The organism is Brevundimonas sp. EYE_349, from assembly GCF_023147505.1.
Taxonomy (GTDB): Bacteria; Pseudomonadota; Alphaproteobacteria; order Caulobacterales; family Caulobacteraceae; genus Brevundimonas.
Map to the genome: position 1 here is coordinate 63,890 of NZ_JAHXPB010000008.1, position 14,085 is coordinate 77,974.

Consider the following 14,085-nt stretch of genomic DNA (forward strand, 5'->3'; position numbering starts at 1 on the left):
TCATCCCGAGGAAAGCCGGGATGGGCGGATAGGGGTGTTTACATGTTCGGATAGTTGGGACCGCCGCCGCCTTCGGGCGTGGTCCAGACGATGTTCTGCGACGGGTCCTTGATGTCGCAGGTTTTGCAGTGGACGCAGTTCTGGGCGTTGATGACGAAGCGCGGGTCAGCCTTGGCCGCCTCGTCGCCATAGACGACCTCGTACACCCCCGCCGGGCAGTACAGCCGCGCAGGCTCGCCGTATTCGGGCAGATTGACCCGGATGGGGATGGACGGATCCAGCAGCTTCAGGTGGGCGGGCTGATCCTCGGCATGGTTGGTGTTGGAGATGAAGACCGACGAGAGCTTGTCGAACGACAGCTTGCCGTCCGGCTTGGGGTATTTGATCGGTTTGTGGTTGGCCGCCAACTCGGTCGAGGCGGCGTCGGTCTTGGCGTGTTTCAACGTCGGGATCGGCGACCAGCCGCCCAGCAGCGTTCGGCACCACATGTCGAACATGCCCAGCGCCCCGCCCAGGGTCGTGCCGAACTTGCTGAGCAGCGGCTTGGCGTTTCTGACGACCGACAGCTCCTTATAGACCCAGCTCTTTTCGAAGGCGGTCTGGTATTCAAACAGTTCGTCGCCCGACCGCCCCGCCTGAACCGCCTCATAGGCGGCGTCGGCGGCCAGCATGCCGGTCTTCATGGCGTTGTGGCTGCCCTTGATGCGGGGCACGTTCACGAAGCCCGCCGAACAGCCGATCAGAGCGCCGCCGGGGAAGGACAGTTTCGGAATCGACTGCAGCCCCCCCTCGGTGATCGCCCGCGCGCCATAGGAGATGCGCGTCCCGCCCTGCAGGTGTTTGGCGATCTCGGGGTGGTGCTTGAAGCGTTGGAACTCGTCGAACGGCGACAGGAACGGGTTCTTGTAGTTCAGGTGAACGACATAGCCCACGGCCACGTAGCGGTCGCCGAAATGATACAGGAAGCTGCCCCCGCCGGTGTGTTCGTCCAGCGGCCAGCCGGTCGTGTGCTGGGCCAGGCCGGGCTGGTGCTGTTCGGCGGGCACCTGCCACAGCTCCTTCAGGCCGATGCCGTATTTCTGCGGCGACTTGCCGTCCTGAAGCTTGTGACGAGCGATGATGGTCTTGGCCAGGGAGCCGCGCACGCCCTCGGCGATGAAGACATATTTGCCGTGCAGTTCGATGCCCGGCTGGAAGTCGTCGGTCGGCTTGCCTTCGCGGTCGATGCCGAAGACGCCGGCGACGACGCCCTTCACCCGGCCCGTCTCTTCTTCCCAGACGACATGGCTGGCGGCCATGCCGGGATAGACCTCGACGCCCAGCGCCTCGGCCTGTTCGCCCAACCAGCGTGTGACATTGCCCAGCGAGGCGATGTAGCAGCCGTGGTTGTGCATGAAGGGCGGCAACAACGGCATCGGCAGCGGCGCCGACCCTTGCGGCCCCAGCAACAGGAAGCGATCCTTGGTGACGGGCGTCTCCAGCGGCGCGCCCCGTTCCTTCCAGTCGGGGAACAACTCGTTCAGCGCCTTGGGATCGATCACGGCGCCGGACAGGATGTGACCGCCGACCTCGGCCGCCTTTTCCAGCACCGCAACGGTGATCTCATTGCCGTCCTTCTCCGCGCGCTGCTTCAGGCGGATGGCCGCCGACAGGCCAGCCGGGCCTCCGCCGACGATCACGACATCATATTCCATGATCTCGCGCTCGACGCCGTTCAGCGCCTCCAGCGGCGGCAGATTGTCGATGATGGCTTCCTGACGGGCGTTTTCGGCGCCGCCCTCGATGGCGTCTTCGGCCATGATTTCCCCTGAATCCCGGTTGTCCGTGTGGTTATGCCGCTTATCGGAAGGTGACGCGAGGGCGGTCAAGGCCTATCGGTACCCGCAGACATGAACGCGCAACCCCATGACATCGCTGCAGTCGAAAGCCTGCTCGCCTTCTGGCGGGATGCGGGGGTGGACGCCTGCTATGGCGACGCCCCGGTCGACCACACCCATATCGCTCCGCCGCCGGCGGTGAAGGCGGTGCAGCGCGCGACCGCCTCTGTGGCCCCGGCCCTGGCCGGACACGCCGCCGAGGACGCCGTGTCCGAGGCCCGGCGTCTGGCCGCGGGCGCGGCGACCTTGCAGGATCTCGCCGCCGCCGTCGCCGCCTTCGAAGGATGTCCGTTGCGCGGCATGGGCGCGACCCAGTCGGTGTTCGGACGCGGCAATCCCAACGCCCCCGTGCTGATCGTCGGCGAAGGCCCCGGCGCGGACGAGGACCGGATCGGCCAGCCCTTCGTCGGCAAGGCGGGTCAGTTGCTGGACCGGATGCTGGCGGCGGCCGGCCTGACCGACCGGGTCTTCATCACCAACACCGTCTTCTGGCGCCCCCCCGGCAATCGCACGCCCACGCCCCAGGAGCAGGCGGTCTGCGCCCCCTTCGTGGAGCGCGCCTTCGCCTTGTTGAAGCCGCGCGCGGTGCTGCTGCTGGGCGCCGCCTCTGCGCGCGGGGTGCTTCAGGCCGAGGACGGGATCATGAAGCTGCGCGGCCGCTGGCAGGAGTGGCGGCTCGCGGAGGGCGGCGTTTCCGCCCCCGTCATACCGACGCTGCACCCCGCGTTTCTGCTACGTCAGCCCCAGGCCAAACGCCAGGTCTGGGCCGATCTGCTTTCGCTGGCGGTTCGCCTTGAAACGGACTCGGTTGAAGAACAAGGCTAACGGCGGCATTGTGACATGCTGACGACCATCGCCATACACGCGCCGCCTTTGTCCTGTTGACAGGCAGCCGTCGCCAACGAGGGGGCCGCCGCTTATGCACCTGTTCCGCCGCGCGTTCCTCGCGCCGACGCTGGCTGTCGCCGTCTGCGCCGTATCGTGCGCGGCGTGGGCCGAAACGCCCTACGGCGGTTCAACGGCGGATTCGAGCGCCGGTTCCGGCCGCCCCGTCGCCCTGAGCTCCGCCGACCGGATTTCCTACACCACCGCCTTCGACGCCCTGCGGCGCGGCGACATCGAGACGGCGCGGGCCTCCGCGCGCCAGGCCCAGGACCGGGTGCTGCTGGGCCAGGTCGAGTTCGAGAGCCTGTTCCACCCCGACCACATCGCCACCTATGAAGAACTGACGGCCTGGCTGGAAACCTATTCCGACCTGCCCTGCGCCGACCGCGTTTATACGCTGGCGCTGCGTCGTCGCCCGGACGGCGCGCCCGAGCCGACGCGGCCCGGCGGCGTGATCGGCCGGACCTGGAACAGCCTGGTGACGGCGGTTTCCGGCGGCGGCGGGGTCGACGATCCGGCCAAGGCGGCGCGCGTCGCCTACAACAACGACGACCTGACCGGCGCCTCGGCCATCGGTCGCCAGATCGGCGACTGGTGGACGGTCGGCTTGGCGGAATGGCGGCTGGGCCAGTTCCACGAAGCCTTCGCCGCCTTCGAGCGCGTCGCCAACGACCCGACCGAGGATCCGTGGGTGCGCGCCGGCGCCGCCTATTGGACCGCGCGCGCGGCCTCGCAGTCCGGCCGCCAGGATCGGGTCAACGACTATCTGCATCTGGCGGGACAATGGCCCGCCACCTTCTATGGTCAGATCGCCCTGCGTCAGCTGGGCGAGGAGCCGACCATCGAGAACATGGGGCCGCGCCCCTATGAGGCCGAGGCGCGCCTGCGCCGCGCGACCTATGTGCCCCAGAGCGCCAGCGTCGAGCCGACCGCGCTGGAGGCCTTCGTCCAGAGCGACACGCGCGCCAAGCGCACTGTCGCCTTCTACGAGGTCGGACGCCGGGCCGACGCCGAGACGGAGTTGCGATCCAACCTGCGCACCGCCGTCGGCGACGCCGCCAAGATGTGGACCGCCCTGGCCCGCGCCATCATGCCGGTGAACACCGCCGCTGAGGCCAGTCGCATCGATGCGACCCGCTACCCCATGCCGGACCTGGCGCCCGAGGGCGGCTTCGTCATCGAAAAGGCCCTGGTCTATGCGTTGGCGCGCAAGGAGACCGATTTCAACGCCACGGCGCGATCCAGCGTCGGCGCCTATGGCCTGATGCAGGTTATGCCGACGACGGCGGCGGAACTGAGCGGGGATCGGGGCTTCGTCAACGATCCGACCCGTCTGTTCAACCCTGCGGTGAACCTGCGACTGGGTCAGGCCTATATCAGTCGAATGCTGGCCCTGCCGGCCTTCCAGGGCGACCTCCTGCGGGCGGTGGCCTCCTACAACGCCGGGCCGGGGCCGATGCTGGCGGCGGTCAGGAAGCTGGGACCAGACGCCGATCCCCTGCTGCTGATCGAAACCATCGACGTACCCCAGGCCCGCGACTACGTCGAAAAGGTCGTGGCCAGCTACTGGATCTATCAGCGAATGTTCGGCGGGCCGTTGAAAACGCTGGACGCCTTGGCATCGGGCGCCCGGGCCGCGCCGATCGCCCTGGATTATGTCGCTCCGCCGCCTCAGGCCGAGCCGGTCCTGATCGCCCAGGCCAGCGCGGTCGGAGGCGAGCGATAGCCGCCTAGAAGATCGCCATCAGCAGGCTGGCCCAGAAGGCGGTTCCGATCAGGGCCGCCAGACCATAGCCCACGACCGGATGCATGGCGCGCGGCGCAGCGTCCGCGTCCGCGTCCGTTTGGGGCTGAATTGTCGGCATGGCCGTGCGGGGCATCTGACAGGTCCGAATAAGGGAAACGCCGTCCTTCAGGTAACGACGTCGGCTTAACGCGGCGTCTGCCGAAATGGTTCGCGTTCGTTTAGGATTTCGCCGCCGCCTCAAACCTGCAAGACCGTCAATGGCTGGAGGCCAGTTTCAGCACGATCAGGCCGGACGCCACCAGGGTCACGCCGACGAGTCTGAGAGGCGTCAGCGGCTCGCCCAGAAAGACCGCCCCGACCGCGAAGGCGCCCACCGCCCCGATGCCGGTCCAGATAGCGTAGGCCGTGCCCAGCGGCAGGGTTCTCATCGCCATCGACAACAGGCCGAACGACCCGATCATGAAGACGATCATCCCCACGGTCGGCCACGGCCGTGTGAAACCGACAGACGCCTTCATCAGAAAGGCCCAGATCACTTCGAGCAGGCCGGCGAAAAGAAGGAAAGCCCAGGCCATGACGTATCTCCCTGCATGGCGCCGGGTCGTCCCGGCGTTGATCCCATGTGGGGGAGGTCGTCCTCCTGAAAGCGCGCCTAATCTGGGACAGGGCAGCGCAAAGTCAAGGCTGGCGTCCGGCGAACCTTGACTCCGAGGCCCGTCAGACCGACACGAACCGCCCATGATCACGCGCTATTCCCGCCCCGTCGCCGCCGCCATCTGGTCCCAGGAAACCAAGTACAAGATCTGGTTCGAGATCGAGGCCCACGCCGCCACGAAGATGGCAGAACTGGGCGTGATTCCGAAGGAATCGGCCGAGGCCATCTGGGCCAAGGGCAAGGACGCGACCTTCGACGCCGATCGCATCGACGAGATCGAACGCACCACCAAACACGACGTCATCGCCTTCCTGACGCACGTCGCGGAAATCGTCGGTGAGGAAGCCCGCTTTCTGCACCAGGGCATGACCTCATCGGACGTGCTGGACACCTGTTTCGCGGTCCAACTGGCGCGCTCGTCGGACCTGCTGATCGAGGGCGTGGACCGGGTGCTGGCCGCGCTGGAGACCCGCGCCAAGGAGCATAAATACACCCCGACCGTGGGCCGTTCGCACGGCATCCACGCCGAGCCGGTGACCTTCGGCCTGAAGCTGGCCGGCTATCACGCCGAGTTCCAGCGCGCCAAACGCCGCCTGATCACCGCCAAGGAAGAGATCGCCACCTGCGCAATCTCGGGCGCCGTCGGCACCTTCGCCAATGTCGATCCGGCCGTTGAACAGTATGTCGCCGACCAGATGGGCCTTCAGGTCGAGCCGGTCTCGACCCAGGTCATCCCGCGCGACCGCCACGCCGCCTTCTTCGCCGCTCTGGGCGTGGTCGCGTCGTCGGTCGAACGCCTCGCGGTCGAAATCCGCCACCTGCAACGCACCGAAGTTCTCGAAGCCGAAGAGTTCTTCGACAAGGGCCAGAAGGGCTCGTCGGCCATGCCGCACAAGCGCAACCCGATCCTGACCGAAAACCTGACCGGCCTGGCCCGTCTGGTCCGTTCGGCCGTGACCCCGGCGATGGAGAACGTCGCCCTGTGGCATGAGCGCGACATCAGCCATTCTTCGGTCGAGCGCGGCATCGGCCCCGACGCGACCATCCACCTGGACTTCGCCCTGCACCGCCTGGCCAGTGTCGTCGAGCGGCTGAACGTCTATCCTGAGAACATGCAGAAGAACATCGACCGCCTGGGCGGTCTGGTTCACTCGCAACGGGTCATGCTGGCCCTGACCCAGGCGGGCGTTTTGCGCGAAGACGCCTATGCCGCCGTTCAAGAGAACGCCATGAAGGTCTGGCGCGGCGAAGGCGCCTTCATCGACTTCCTGAAGGCCGACGATCGCGTCACCCTGCCCCACGACCAGCTCGAAGCCCTGTTCGACCTGGGCTACCACACCAAGAACGTGGATGTGGTGTTCAAGCGGGTGTTCGGAGACTGAGTGTCTGACCAGCGCCGCATCGGCTTTGAACCCATTGTCGATGCGGGCGCCCGCCTGCTCATTCTCGGCAGTCTGCCGGGGGATGCGTCTCTGAAGGCGGCGCAGTATTACGCGCATCCGCGCAACGGCTTCTGGGCGCTGATCGGCGGCGTGCTGGGCGAAGACCTGCCTGCCCTGCCCTATGAGCAACGGCTCGAACGGTTGAAGGCGTGCGGGGTCGGGTTGTGGGACGTGATCGCCTCGGCGGAACGGTCGGGCAGTCTGGACGCCGCCATCCGCTCGCCCGAGGCCGCCGATCTGCGCGGACTGGTCGAAAGCCTGCCGGCGCTGCGAGCCGTCGCCTTCAATGGCGGCTTGGCGGCCCGGCTGGGGCGGCGGATCCTGAGCGGCGTGGGCGGCGTCGAACTGCTGGATTTGCCGTCATCCAGCCCCGCCCATGCAATATCCTTGTCGGCAAAGTCGACAACCTGGGCCATACTGGGGAAGTTTCTGCCAGATAAGCCTGCTGACTGATGATCCTGACCCTTTCCTGCCCTGACCGCCACGGCATCGTCGCGGCGGTTTCCTCGTTTCTGCTGGCGCGCGACGCCAACATCTCCGACGCCCAGCAGTTCGGCGACGCTTACAGCGACACCTTCTTCATGCGGGTGGTGTTCGAACCCGCCGACGGTGACGTCGAGGCCGTGATCAGGGACGCCTTCGCCCCTCTGGCCGCGCGGTTCGAGATGGACTGGACGCTGCGTGGGGCAGAACTACGCAAGGTGATGATCCTGACGTCCAGGTTCGATCACTGCCTGGCGGACCTGCTGTACCGCTGGCGCATCGACGAACTGCCCATGCAGGTGACGGCCGTCGTGTCGAACCATCCGCGCGAGCTGATCGGTCATGTCGATCTGGGCGACCTGCCGTTCCACCACTTGCCGCTGAAGGCGGGCGACGCCCCCGCCAAGGCGGATCAGGAGAAGACCCTGCTGCGCCTGATCGAAGAGACCGGCACGGAGCTGGTTGTGCTGGCGCGCTACATGCAAATCCTGTCGGACGACCTCAGCCGCGCGCTGGCGGGGCGATGCATCAACATCCACCACTCGTTCCTGCCGGGCTTCAAGGGCGCCAAACCCTATCACCAGGCCCATGCGCGCGGGGTGAAGGTCATCGGCGCCACCGCCCACTATGTCACGCCCGACCTGGACGAAGGGCCGATCATCGAGCAGGACGTGGAGCGGATCAGCCACCGCGACCGCCCCGAAGACCTGATCCGCAAGGGCCGCGACATCGAGCGCCGCGTTTTGGCCCGCGCTGTCCGTCGTCATTTGGAAGACCGCGTTTTGCTGCATGGTGCAAAGACGGTCGTGTTCGAAGACTGAATGGTGAAGCTGCGATTTCTTGTCGCGCGACATGCATCCTCTCGGCCTTCGTAAACGTAACGTTCCCGTTACCGCCTCGTGAGCGGGAAATAGGGAACGAAACACCATGAAAAATCTTCGCAATCTTATGCTCGTCGCCGTATCCGGCGGCGCGCTGATGGCGCTAGGCGCCTGCAACAACAACGAACCGGCAAAGACCGCGCCCGCGGAAACGACCGCCATGGCGCCAGCCGAAGGCGCGGCGATGGCCCCCGCGACCGATCCAATGGTCGGGGGCGCCGCGATGAGCCCGAACGAGACCATCGTCGCCAACGCCTCCAAGGCGTCGAATCTGACCACCCTGGTCTCGGCCGTCAAAGCCGCCGGCCTGGTTGACACCTTGCAGGGCGCTGGTCCCTTCACCGTCTTCGCGCCTGACAACGCCGCTTTCGGCAAAATCCCCGAGGCCACCCGCACCAGCCTGATGCAGCCGGCGATGAAGGCAGATCTCACCAAGATTCTGACCTATCACGTCGTCGCCGGTCGTCTGACGGCCGCCGACATCGCCGCCCAAGCTCGGGCCAATGGCGGCGTCGCCACGCTGAAGACGGTTCAGGGCGAAGAACTGAAGGTTTCGGCCGGCCCGAACAACACCTGGGTCATCACCGACGCCAAGGGCGGCAAGTCCACCATCACCCAGGCGGACGTGGCGCAATCGAACGGCATGGTCCACGTCGTGGACACGGTTCTGATGCCGTAAAAATAATTGGGTTTCGGCCTCTCGGCGCTGAAACCAAAATCTTGCGCCGGCGTTGTTTAGGGGCGCGAGACGCACAGTACGCCGGGTGAGACATCCCCCAACGTCCCCGGCAAAAAAGAAAGGGCCGCACTTTCCCCCGGGTGCGGCCCTTTCGAATTTCGATATCGACCCCGACCGAAGGCTTATTCGCCGGCGCGAATCTGCTCTCGAGCGATGGAGGCCAGTTCGTCGATCTTGGAGCGAATCTCGCCTTCGGACACGGACAGGCCCGAAGCCTTGAAGTCGCCGGCGACCTTGCGGAACACGTCCTCGTCGCCCGGCTGCTCGAAATCGGCTCGCACGACGGCTGCGGCGTACTGATCGGCGCTTTCGGCCGACAGGCCCATCTTTTCGGCGGCCCAGAGGCCCAGCATCCGGTTGCGCCGGGCGATGGCCTTGAACTCCTGCTCCTGATCGAGGGCGAACTTGGCCTCGAAGGCCTTTTCCCGATCGTCGAAGGTCGTCATTTCGCTCAGCATAGCTCCGTACGCCCCGCTAACGTCGGGGCAACGGCCGTCTATAGACCGCCCGGCCATGAACGCAACCTGAGTTCAGTCGTCTGGGACCGTCTGTCCTCATCCGGCGCATGTGTCACGCTGGGGTCAACAGGGCGCGACCGCCATCCTCATTTGTATCATAGCCCGGGTTCCGCTAAGGAGACGCCGAACGAGATTGACTGCCCGAACGATTCCGAAACGCGCCGCCAGGACCGGGTCTTGCCCTTCCATTCATGGCCGCGCGATTTTTGTTTCTGGAAGGCGCCCGTAAGCCGGGACCGGACGATGAACAGCAAGCGCAAGAAAATCTACGAGGGCAAGGCCAAGATCCTCTACGAAGGACCCGAGCCCGGCACCCTGATCCAGTATTTCAAGGACGACGCCACCGCCTTCAACGCGCAGAAGAAGGCCGTGCTGGAAGGCAAGGGCGTGGTCAACAATCAGATCAGCGAGTTCATCATGTCGCGCCTGAACGGCATCGGCGTGACCAACCACTTCATCAAACGCCTGAACCTGCGCGAGCAGCTGATCCGCGAAGTCGAGATCATTCCGCTGGAAGTCGTCTGCCGCAACATCGTCGCCGGTTCGATGAGCCAGCGCCTGGGCATCGAGGAAGGCACGCCCCTGCCCCGTTCAATCATCGAATTCTACTACAAGAAGGACGAGCTCAACGACCCCATGGTCACCGAAGAGCATATCACCGCCTTCAACTGGGCCTCGACCCAGGAACTGGACGACATGCTGGCCATGACGGTGCGGGTGAACGACTATCTGTCGGGCCTGTTCAGCGCCGTCGGCATCACCTTGGTTGACTTCAAGATCGAGTTCGGCCGCGTGTGGGAGAACGACTTCAGCCGCGTGCTGCTGGCCGACGAGATCAGCCCCGACAGCTGCCGCCTGTGGGACGCCTCGACCGGCGAGAAGCTGGACAAGGACCGCTTCCGTCGCGACCTCGGCAATGTGATCGAAAGCTACACCGAGGTTGCGCGTCGCCTGGGCATCATGAAGGGCATGCCGACCGTCATCCAGGGGGGACTGCACTAATGGCTAAGGTCAAGGTTCACGTCTTCCTCAAACCGGGCGTTCTGGATGTTCAGGGCAAGGCCGTCGAAGGCGCCCTGCAGGGTCTGGGCTGGCCCGGCGTATCGAACGCCCGCGTCGGCAAGCTGATCGAATTCGACCTGACCGGGGTCGAAGACCCGCAAGGCGAAGCCAAGAAGATGTGCGAGCAACTGCTCGCCAATACGGTGATCGAAAGCTACCGCATCGAGGCGGCCTGACGGCTCCTCCCCGACATATTGAGGTGGAGACGGTTGCATCCTTCGTCATGGGCGCCAGTTTAGCAGACGGCTTGATCGACGGAGCGCCCATGACCTTCACCCTCACCTCCACCGACATTCAGGACGGCGGGGTTTTGCCGGACGCCCAGGTTCACGCCAAGGGCAACACCTCGCCGCAGTTGGCCTGGTCCGGGGCGCCGGAGGGGACCAAGAGCTATGCGATCACCTGCTATGATCCCGATGCGCCGACCGGCTCGGGCTTCTGGCACTGGACAGTGGCCAATATTCCGGCGGATGTGACCCAACTGGCGAGCGGCGCCGGATCGGCGGGGGGACATCTGCCTCACAGCGCGATCCAGGGGCGCACGGACTTCGGCCAGGCCGGCTTCGGCGGCGCCGCACCTCCGGCCGGCCACGGCCCGCACCGCTACATCTTCACCGTCTTCGCGGTGGATGTGGAGAGCCTGGACGTCACGGCCGACAATTCCGGCGCCGTGTTCGGCTTCAACCTGCATTTCCACACCCTGGCCAAGGCGTCGATCACGGCGACCTACGAAAACCAGGGTTGATCGCGGGTTTGCCCTTGTCGGGTCATTAGGCGAGCGTATGTTGCGCCGCAACATGGCCCAGGCCGCTCTTCTTCCCGACTCGCCAACGCTCTCTCGCGGGGCAGTGGCGCTGGTTCTGGTCGCCCTGGCCATGGGCGGCTTCGCCATCGGCGTGACAGAGTTCGCGGCCATGAGCATCCTGCCCGACTTCGCCGCCGGTCTGGGTGTCGATGCCCCGACTGCGGGCCATGTCATCAGCGCCTATGCCGCGGGCGTCGTGGTCGGCGCGCCGATCCTGGCGGTGCTGGGCGCGCGCCTGCCGCGCTGGCAGTTGCTGATCGGTTTCATGGCCTTGTTCGCCATCGGCAATGTCGCCAGCGCCCTCGCGCCCACCTATCACTGGATGCTGGTGTTCCGCTTTCTCAGCGGTTTGCCGCACGGAGCCTATTTCGGCGTGGCGGCCCTGGTCGCAGCCTCGGTCGTGCCGCTTCATTTCCGCACCCGCGCCGTCTCGACCATACTGATGGGGCTGACGGTCGGGACCGTGCTGGGCGTGCCGGTGGTCAATATCATCAGCCACGCCCACGGCTGGCGCTGGACCTTCGCCATCGTGGGCCTGCTGGCCGTCGTGACCATGGCGCTGGTCGCCTTGTTCGCGCCGCGCGATCCAGCCCATCCCGACGCCAGCCCCTTGCGCGAACTAGGCGCGCTGAAGCGCAGTCAGGTGTGGCTGACGCTGGGCGTCGGCGCCGTCGGCTTCGGCGGCATGTTCGCGGTCTATGCCTATCTGGCCTCCACGCTTGAGGCGGTGACGGGCGTGAGCGCCGCTGTCATGCCCTGGATCTTCGCCGTGTTCGGCGTGGGAATGTTCATGGGCAATATCCTGGGCGCATGGGCGGCGGACCACATCGGGTTCAAGGCCGCAGGCCTGCTGTTGCTGTGGAGCGCGGCGGCCCTGGCGCTCTATCCGATCGCGACGCCGCATCTGTGGGCGGTGATGATCGTGATCTTCCTGATCGGCGCCGGCGGGGGGCTGGGGTCGATCCTTCAGACCCGGCTGATGGATGTGGCCGGCGACGCCCAGACCCTGGCGGCGGCGCTGAACCACTCGGCCTTCAACACCGCCAACGCCATCGGCCCCCTGTTGGGCGGCATGGCCATCGCGGCCGGCTATGGCTGGGCCTCGACCGGCTGGGTCGGCATGGGGCTGTCGCTGGGCGGCTTCGTCATCTTCGTCATCGCCTGGGTCACCGGTCGCAAGCACGCGACGGCCTGACAAGCCGAAAGAAGCCTGCTAAAGGCCCGCGCCATGAGCGCCGCCGTCATCGTCTTCCCCGGTTCCAACTGCGATCGCGACTGCAAGGTCGCCGTCGAACGCTCCACCGGCGAGCCGGTGTCGATGGTCTGGCACGCCGAGACCGAGCTGCCTCAAGGTCTGGACCTGATCGTGATTCCCGGCGGCTTTTCCTACGGCGACTATCTGCGCTGCGGCGCCATGGCGGCCCAGTCGCCGGTGATGCAGGCGGTCAAGAAGGCGGCGGAAGACGGCGTCGCCGTGGTCGGCATCTGCAACGGCTTCCAGATCCTGTGCGAGGCCGGACTGCTGCCAGGCGCCCTGTTGCGCAATCAGGGTCTGAAATACGTCTGCAAGCCCATCGCCCTGACCGTCGCCAACGGCCAGACCCGCTTCACCGCCGGCTATCAGGGCCAGCGCGAGGTGGTGATGACGCAGGGCAACGGCGACGGAAACTTCTTCGCCGACGCCGAAACCCTGGCCCGCATCGAGGGCGAGGGCCAAGTCGTGTTCCGCTACGTCGACAATCCCAACGGCTCGGTCAACGCCATCGCCGGCATCCAGAACGCACGCGGCAACGTCCTGGGCATGATGCCCCACCCGGACCGCGCCTTCGAAGCCGAACTGGGTTCCGCCGACGGAGCCGTGCTGTTCCAGAGCATCTACGCCGCCGCTTGACGGCAATCAGAAGTTGGTGCGGATTAAGGCGATGCACAATCGCCTTCGATTAACCGCCGCTCTCCTTTCTCTCGCCGCAGCTTCGCCTGTCCTGGCACAAGAGAGCACTCCTCAGGCCGAGGACTGGACGCTGACGTCCGTGCCTGAACGCAAGGCTGTGATGGCGACGATCGACTTCACATCGGGCCTTGCCATAGCCGCCCGCTGTATGGATGGGGTCTATGACGTCCTGATCACCGGCCTTCCCGACGCGCCGCGTCGCGACCTGTCGCGCGAACTTGGAATCCAGGCCGGCGACCAGACTGAACCCTACACCTCGGTCTGGACAGTAGGCACGCAGCGGAACACTGCGTTCAGTCGATTGCCCGCGGTCGTCGCGCGCGACTTGGCGAAGGGCGGCAAGCTTCAGGTCATCGTGCCCGCATCGCCCCCAAACGGTCGGCGGACGCGCTACGTCATGGATCTGGATACGTCCAGCACCGCGATCGAACAGACACTGACCGCCTGCGGCCGGCCGATGGTCGATCCGCGCGAAGCGAGGGCCCGAGAAATCGACGGCAATGGGCAGGACGGACTGCCTGACACCGTGCAATGGCAGACCGTGCCGCGCCCGACATTCCCAGAATCGGTAAATGGTCGAAGTCCGCTGGAGGGCTATGTCGTGCTGTCCTGCGTCCTGACCGATACCGGGCAGATGACCGATTGTCAGACGGAAAGCGAGCAACCTGCGGGCTATAATCTGTGGCGCTCGGTCGAACGTTCTCTGCCTCGCGCGCGCCTCAAGCTTTCGGAAGAAGCGGCCGCCGCAGGTCTGACGCTGGGCGGCCGGATGGTACGCTTTTCGGTCAACTTCAAGATGGAGCCCTGAGGCGCTCAGACATCCTTGATCTGGGCGCGCCCATCGGAAAGATCGGCGGCCGCATCGTCTTCGTCCTGGCCGTCGAACGCCTTTTCCCCCGCCTCGCGCTGGGCGGCCAATTCGCGCGCGCCGACGCCCAACCCCTGTTCGATGGCCAGGTTGGCCTCGACCTCTTCGGTCAGGTGCAGGTCTTCGTTGTCGGGGTCGGCCATGGGGTCATCCTCTATGCGGGTTCAGCCGA

At 65.8% G+C, this 14,085-nt stretch carries 17 protein-coding genes; 12 read left to right on the forward strand and 5 right to left on the reverse strand.

All coding sequences use genetic code 11. The features are described from left to right. Positions 1 to 38: 38 nt before the first annotated feature. Positions 39 to 1,694, reverse strand: coding sequence for an electron transfer flavoprotein-ubiquinone oxidoreductase (locus tag KZX42_RS14310; RefSeq protein ID WP_248120522.1), 1,656 nt, complete (start codon positions 1,692 to 1,694; stop codon positions 39 to 41). 195 nt (positions 1,695 to 1,889) lie between these two features. On the opposite strand from KZX42_RS14310, the gene KZX42_RS14315 reads away from it, so the two are divergent. Both KZX42_RS14315 and KZX42_RS14320 read left to right on the forward strand, forming a co-directional pair. After that, positions 1,890 to 2,702: a uracil-DNA glycosylase gene (locus KZX42_RS14315; protein WP_248120350.1), complete on the forward strand. Its 813-nt coding sequence runs from the start codon at positions 1,890 to 1,892 to the stop codon at positions 2,700 to 2,702. A 94-nt stretch (positions 2,703 to 2,796) separates the two neighbouring features. Continuing rightward, entirely contained in the window at positions 2,797 to 4,488 is a 1,692-nt protein-coding gene (locus KZX42_RS14320; protein WP_248120352.1) for a lytic transglycosylase domain-containing protein, read from the forward strand. 4 nt (positions 4,489 to 4,492) lie between these two features. Here the strand turns inward: KZX42_RS14320 and KZX42_RS14325 are convergent, their stop codons facing one another. Continuing rightward, on the reverse strand, positions 4,493 to 4,642 hold the full coding sequence (locus KZX42_RS14325) for a hypothetical protein (RefSeq protein ID WP_248120354.1): 150 nt from the start codon (positions 4,640 to 4,642) through the stop codon (positions 4,493 to 4,495). Between the two features lie 121 nt (positions 4,643 to 4,763). Next, positions 4,764 to 5,084, reverse strand: a complete 321-nt coding sequence (locus tag KZX42_RS14330) for a multidrug efflux SMR transporter (protein ID WP_248120355.1) — start codon at positions 5,082 to 5,084, stop codon at positions 4,764 to 4,766. A 163-nt stretch (positions 5,085 to 5,247) separates the two neighbouring features. Between KZX42_RS14330 and purB the strand changes: the two genes are divergently transcribed. The 4 genes from purB to KZX42_RS14350 all read left to right on the forward strand — a co-directional run bounded on the left by purB (position 5,248) and on the right by KZX42_RS14350 (position 8,649). After that, positions 5,248 to 6,546, forward strand: coding sequence for an adenylosuccinate lyase (purB, locus tag KZX42_RS14335; RefSeq protein WP_248120357.1), 1,299 nt, complete (start codon positions 5,248 to 5,250; stop codon positions 6,544 to 6,546). Further along, positions 6,547 to 7,059, forward strand: coding sequence for a DNA-deoxyinosine glycosylase (locus KZX42_RS14340; RefSeq protein WP_248120359.1), 513 nt, complete (start codon positions 6,547 to 6,549; stop codon positions 7,057 to 7,059). Beyond that, positions 7,059 to 7,910: a formyltetrahydrofolate deformylase gene (purU, locus tag KZX42_RS14345; protein ID WP_248120361.1), complete on the forward strand. Its 852-nt coding sequence runs from the start codon at positions 7,059 to 7,061 to the stop codon at positions 7,908 to 7,910. The genes KZX42_RS14340 and purU overlap by 1 nt, the downstream gene beginning before the upstream one ends. Before the next feature lie 106 nt (positions 7,911 to 8,016). After that, complete coding sequence (locus tag KZX42_RS14350) at positions 8,017 to 8,649, forward strand: fasciclin domain-containing protein (protein WP_248120363.1); 633 nt, start codon at positions 8,017 to 8,019, stop codon at positions 8,647 to 8,649. A 182-nt stretch (positions 8,650 to 8,831) separates the two neighbouring features. Here KZX42_RS14350 and KZX42_RS14355 read toward each other — a convergent pair whose 3' ends face one another. Beyond that, entirely contained in the window at positions 8,832 to 9,155 is a 324-nt protein-coding gene (locus KZX42_RS14355; protein WP_248120365.1) for a DUF1476 domain-containing protein, read from the reverse strand. A gap of 315 nt (positions 9,156 to 9,470) precedes the next feature. On the opposite strand from KZX42_RS14355, the gene purC reads away from it, so the two are divergent. The 6 genes from purC to KZX42_RS14385 all read left to right on the forward strand — a co-directional run bounded on the left by purC (position 9,471) and on the right by KZX42_RS14385 (position 13,853). Beyond that, positions 9,471 to 10,229 (forward strand): phosphoribosylaminoimidazolesuccinocarboxamide synthase, encoded by a 759-nt coding sequence (gene purC / locus KZX42_RS14360; RefSeq protein WP_039244425.1) that lies wholly within the window; start codon positions 9,471 to 9,473, stop codon positions 10,227 to 10,229. After that, positions 10,229 to 10,465 (forward strand): phosphoribosylformylglycinamidine synthase subunit PurS, encoded by a 237-nt coding sequence (gene purS / locus KZX42_RS14365; protein WP_248120367.1) that lies wholly within the window; start codon positions 10,229 to 10,231, stop codon positions 10,463 to 10,465. The genes purC and purS overlap by 1 nt, the downstream gene beginning before the upstream one ends. Before the next feature lie 89 nt (positions 10,466 to 10,554). Then, positions 10,555 to 11,034, forward strand: coding sequence for a YbhB/YbcL family Raf kinase inhibitor-like protein (locus KZX42_RS14370; RefSeq protein WP_248120369.1), 480 nt, complete (start codon positions 10,555 to 10,557; stop codon positions 11,032 to 11,034). Between the two features lie 37 nt (positions 11,035 to 11,071). Beyond that, entirely contained in the window at positions 11,072 to 12,289 is a 1,218-nt protein-coding gene (locus KZX42_RS14375; RefSeq protein WP_248120371.1) for an MFS transporter, read from the forward strand. A gap of 33 nt (positions 12,290 to 12,322) precedes the next feature. Next, positions 12,323 to 12,985, forward strand: a complete 663-nt coding sequence (gene purQ / locus KZX42_RS14380; RefSeq protein ID WP_248120374.1) for a phosphoribosylformylglycinamidine synthase subunit PurQ — start codon at positions 12,323 to 12,325, stop codon at positions 12,983 to 12,985. A 31-nt stretch (positions 12,986 to 13,016) separates the two neighbouring features. Then, positions 13,017 to 13,853: a hypothetical protein gene (locus KZX42_RS14385; protein WP_248120376.1), complete on the forward strand. Its 837-nt coding sequence runs from the start codon at positions 13,017 to 13,019 to the stop codon at positions 13,851 to 13,853. Positions 13,854 to 13,858: 5 nt separating this feature from the next. On the opposite strand, the gene KZX42_RS14390 is transcribed toward KZX42_RS14385, so the two are convergent. Then, positions 13,859 to 14,056 carry a hypothetical protein gene (locus KZX42_RS14390; RefSeq protein WP_248120377.1) on the reverse strand — a complete coding sequence of 66 codons (198 nt, stop codon included), beginning with the start codon at positions 14,054 to 14,056 and terminating at the stop codon, positions 13,859 to 13,861. Positions 14,057 to 14,085: the final 29 nt, after the last annotated feature.

Bases quoted from the DNA above. Each gene is read 5' to 3' on its own strand.
- KZX42_RS14330 (WP_248120355.1), bottom strand. From the start codon at position 5,084: ATGGCCTGGGCTTTCCTTCTTTTCGCCGGCCTGCTCGAAGTGATCTGG.
- KZX42_RS14385 (WP_248120376.1), top strand. From the start codon at position 13,017: ATGCACAATCGCCTTCGATTAACCGCCGCTCTCCTTTCTCTCGCCGCA.
- KZX42_RS14355 (WP_248120365.1), bottom strand. From the start codon at position 9,155: ATGACGACCTTCGACGATCGGGAAAAGGCCTTCGAGGCCAAGTTCGCC.
- KZX42_RS14390 (WP_248120377.1), bottom strand. From the start codon at position 14,056: ATGGCCGACCCCGACAACGAAGACCTGCACCTGACCGAAGAGGTCGAG.
- purU (WP_248120361.1), top strand. From the start codon at position 7,059: ATGATCCTGACCCTTTCCTGCCCTGACCGCCACGGCATCGTCGCGGCG.
- purS (WP_248120367.1), top strand. From the start codon at position 10,229: ATGGCTAAGGTCAAGGTTCACGTCTTCCTCAAACCGGGCGTTCTGGAT.
- purC (WP_039244425.1), top strand. From the start codon at position 9,471: ATGAACAGCAAGCGCAAGAAAATCTACGAGGGCAAGGCCAAGATCCTC.
- KZX42_RS14370 (WP_248120369.1), top strand. From the start codon at position 10,555: ATGACCTTCACCCTCACCTCCACCGACATTCAGGACGGCGGGGTTTTG.
- KZX42_RS14310 (WP_248120522.1), bottom strand. From the start codon at position 1,694: ATGGAATATGATGTCGTGATCGTCGGCGGAGGCCCGGCTGGCCTGTCG.
- KZX42_RS14315 (WP_248120350.1), top strand. From the start codon at position 1,890: ATGAACGCGCAACCCCATGACATCGCTGCAGTCGAAAGCCTGCTCGCC.
- purB (WP_248120357.1), top strand. From the start codon at position 5,248: ATGATCACGCGCTATTCCCGCCCCGTCGCCGCCGCCATCTGGTCCCAG.
- KZX42_RS14320 (WP_248120352.1), top strand. From the start codon at position 2,797: ATGCACCTGTTCCGCCGCGCGTTCCTCGCGCCGACGCTGGCTGTCGCC.
- KZX42_RS14325 (WP_248120354.1), bottom strand. From the start codon at position 4,642: ATGCCCCGCACGGCCATGCCGACAATTCAGCCCCAAACGGACGCGGAC.
- KZX42_RS14350 (WP_248120363.1), top strand. From the start codon at position 8,017: ATGAAAAATCTTCGCAATCTTATGCTCGTCGCCGTATCCGGCGGCGCG.
- purQ (WP_248120374.1), top strand. From the start codon at position 12,323: ATGAGCGCCGCCGTCATCGTCTTCCCCGGTTCCAACTGCGATCGCGAC.
- KZX42_RS14375 (WP_248120371.1), top strand. From the start codon at position 11,072: ATGTTGCGCCGCAACATGGCCCAGGCCGCTCTTCTTCCCGACTCGCCA.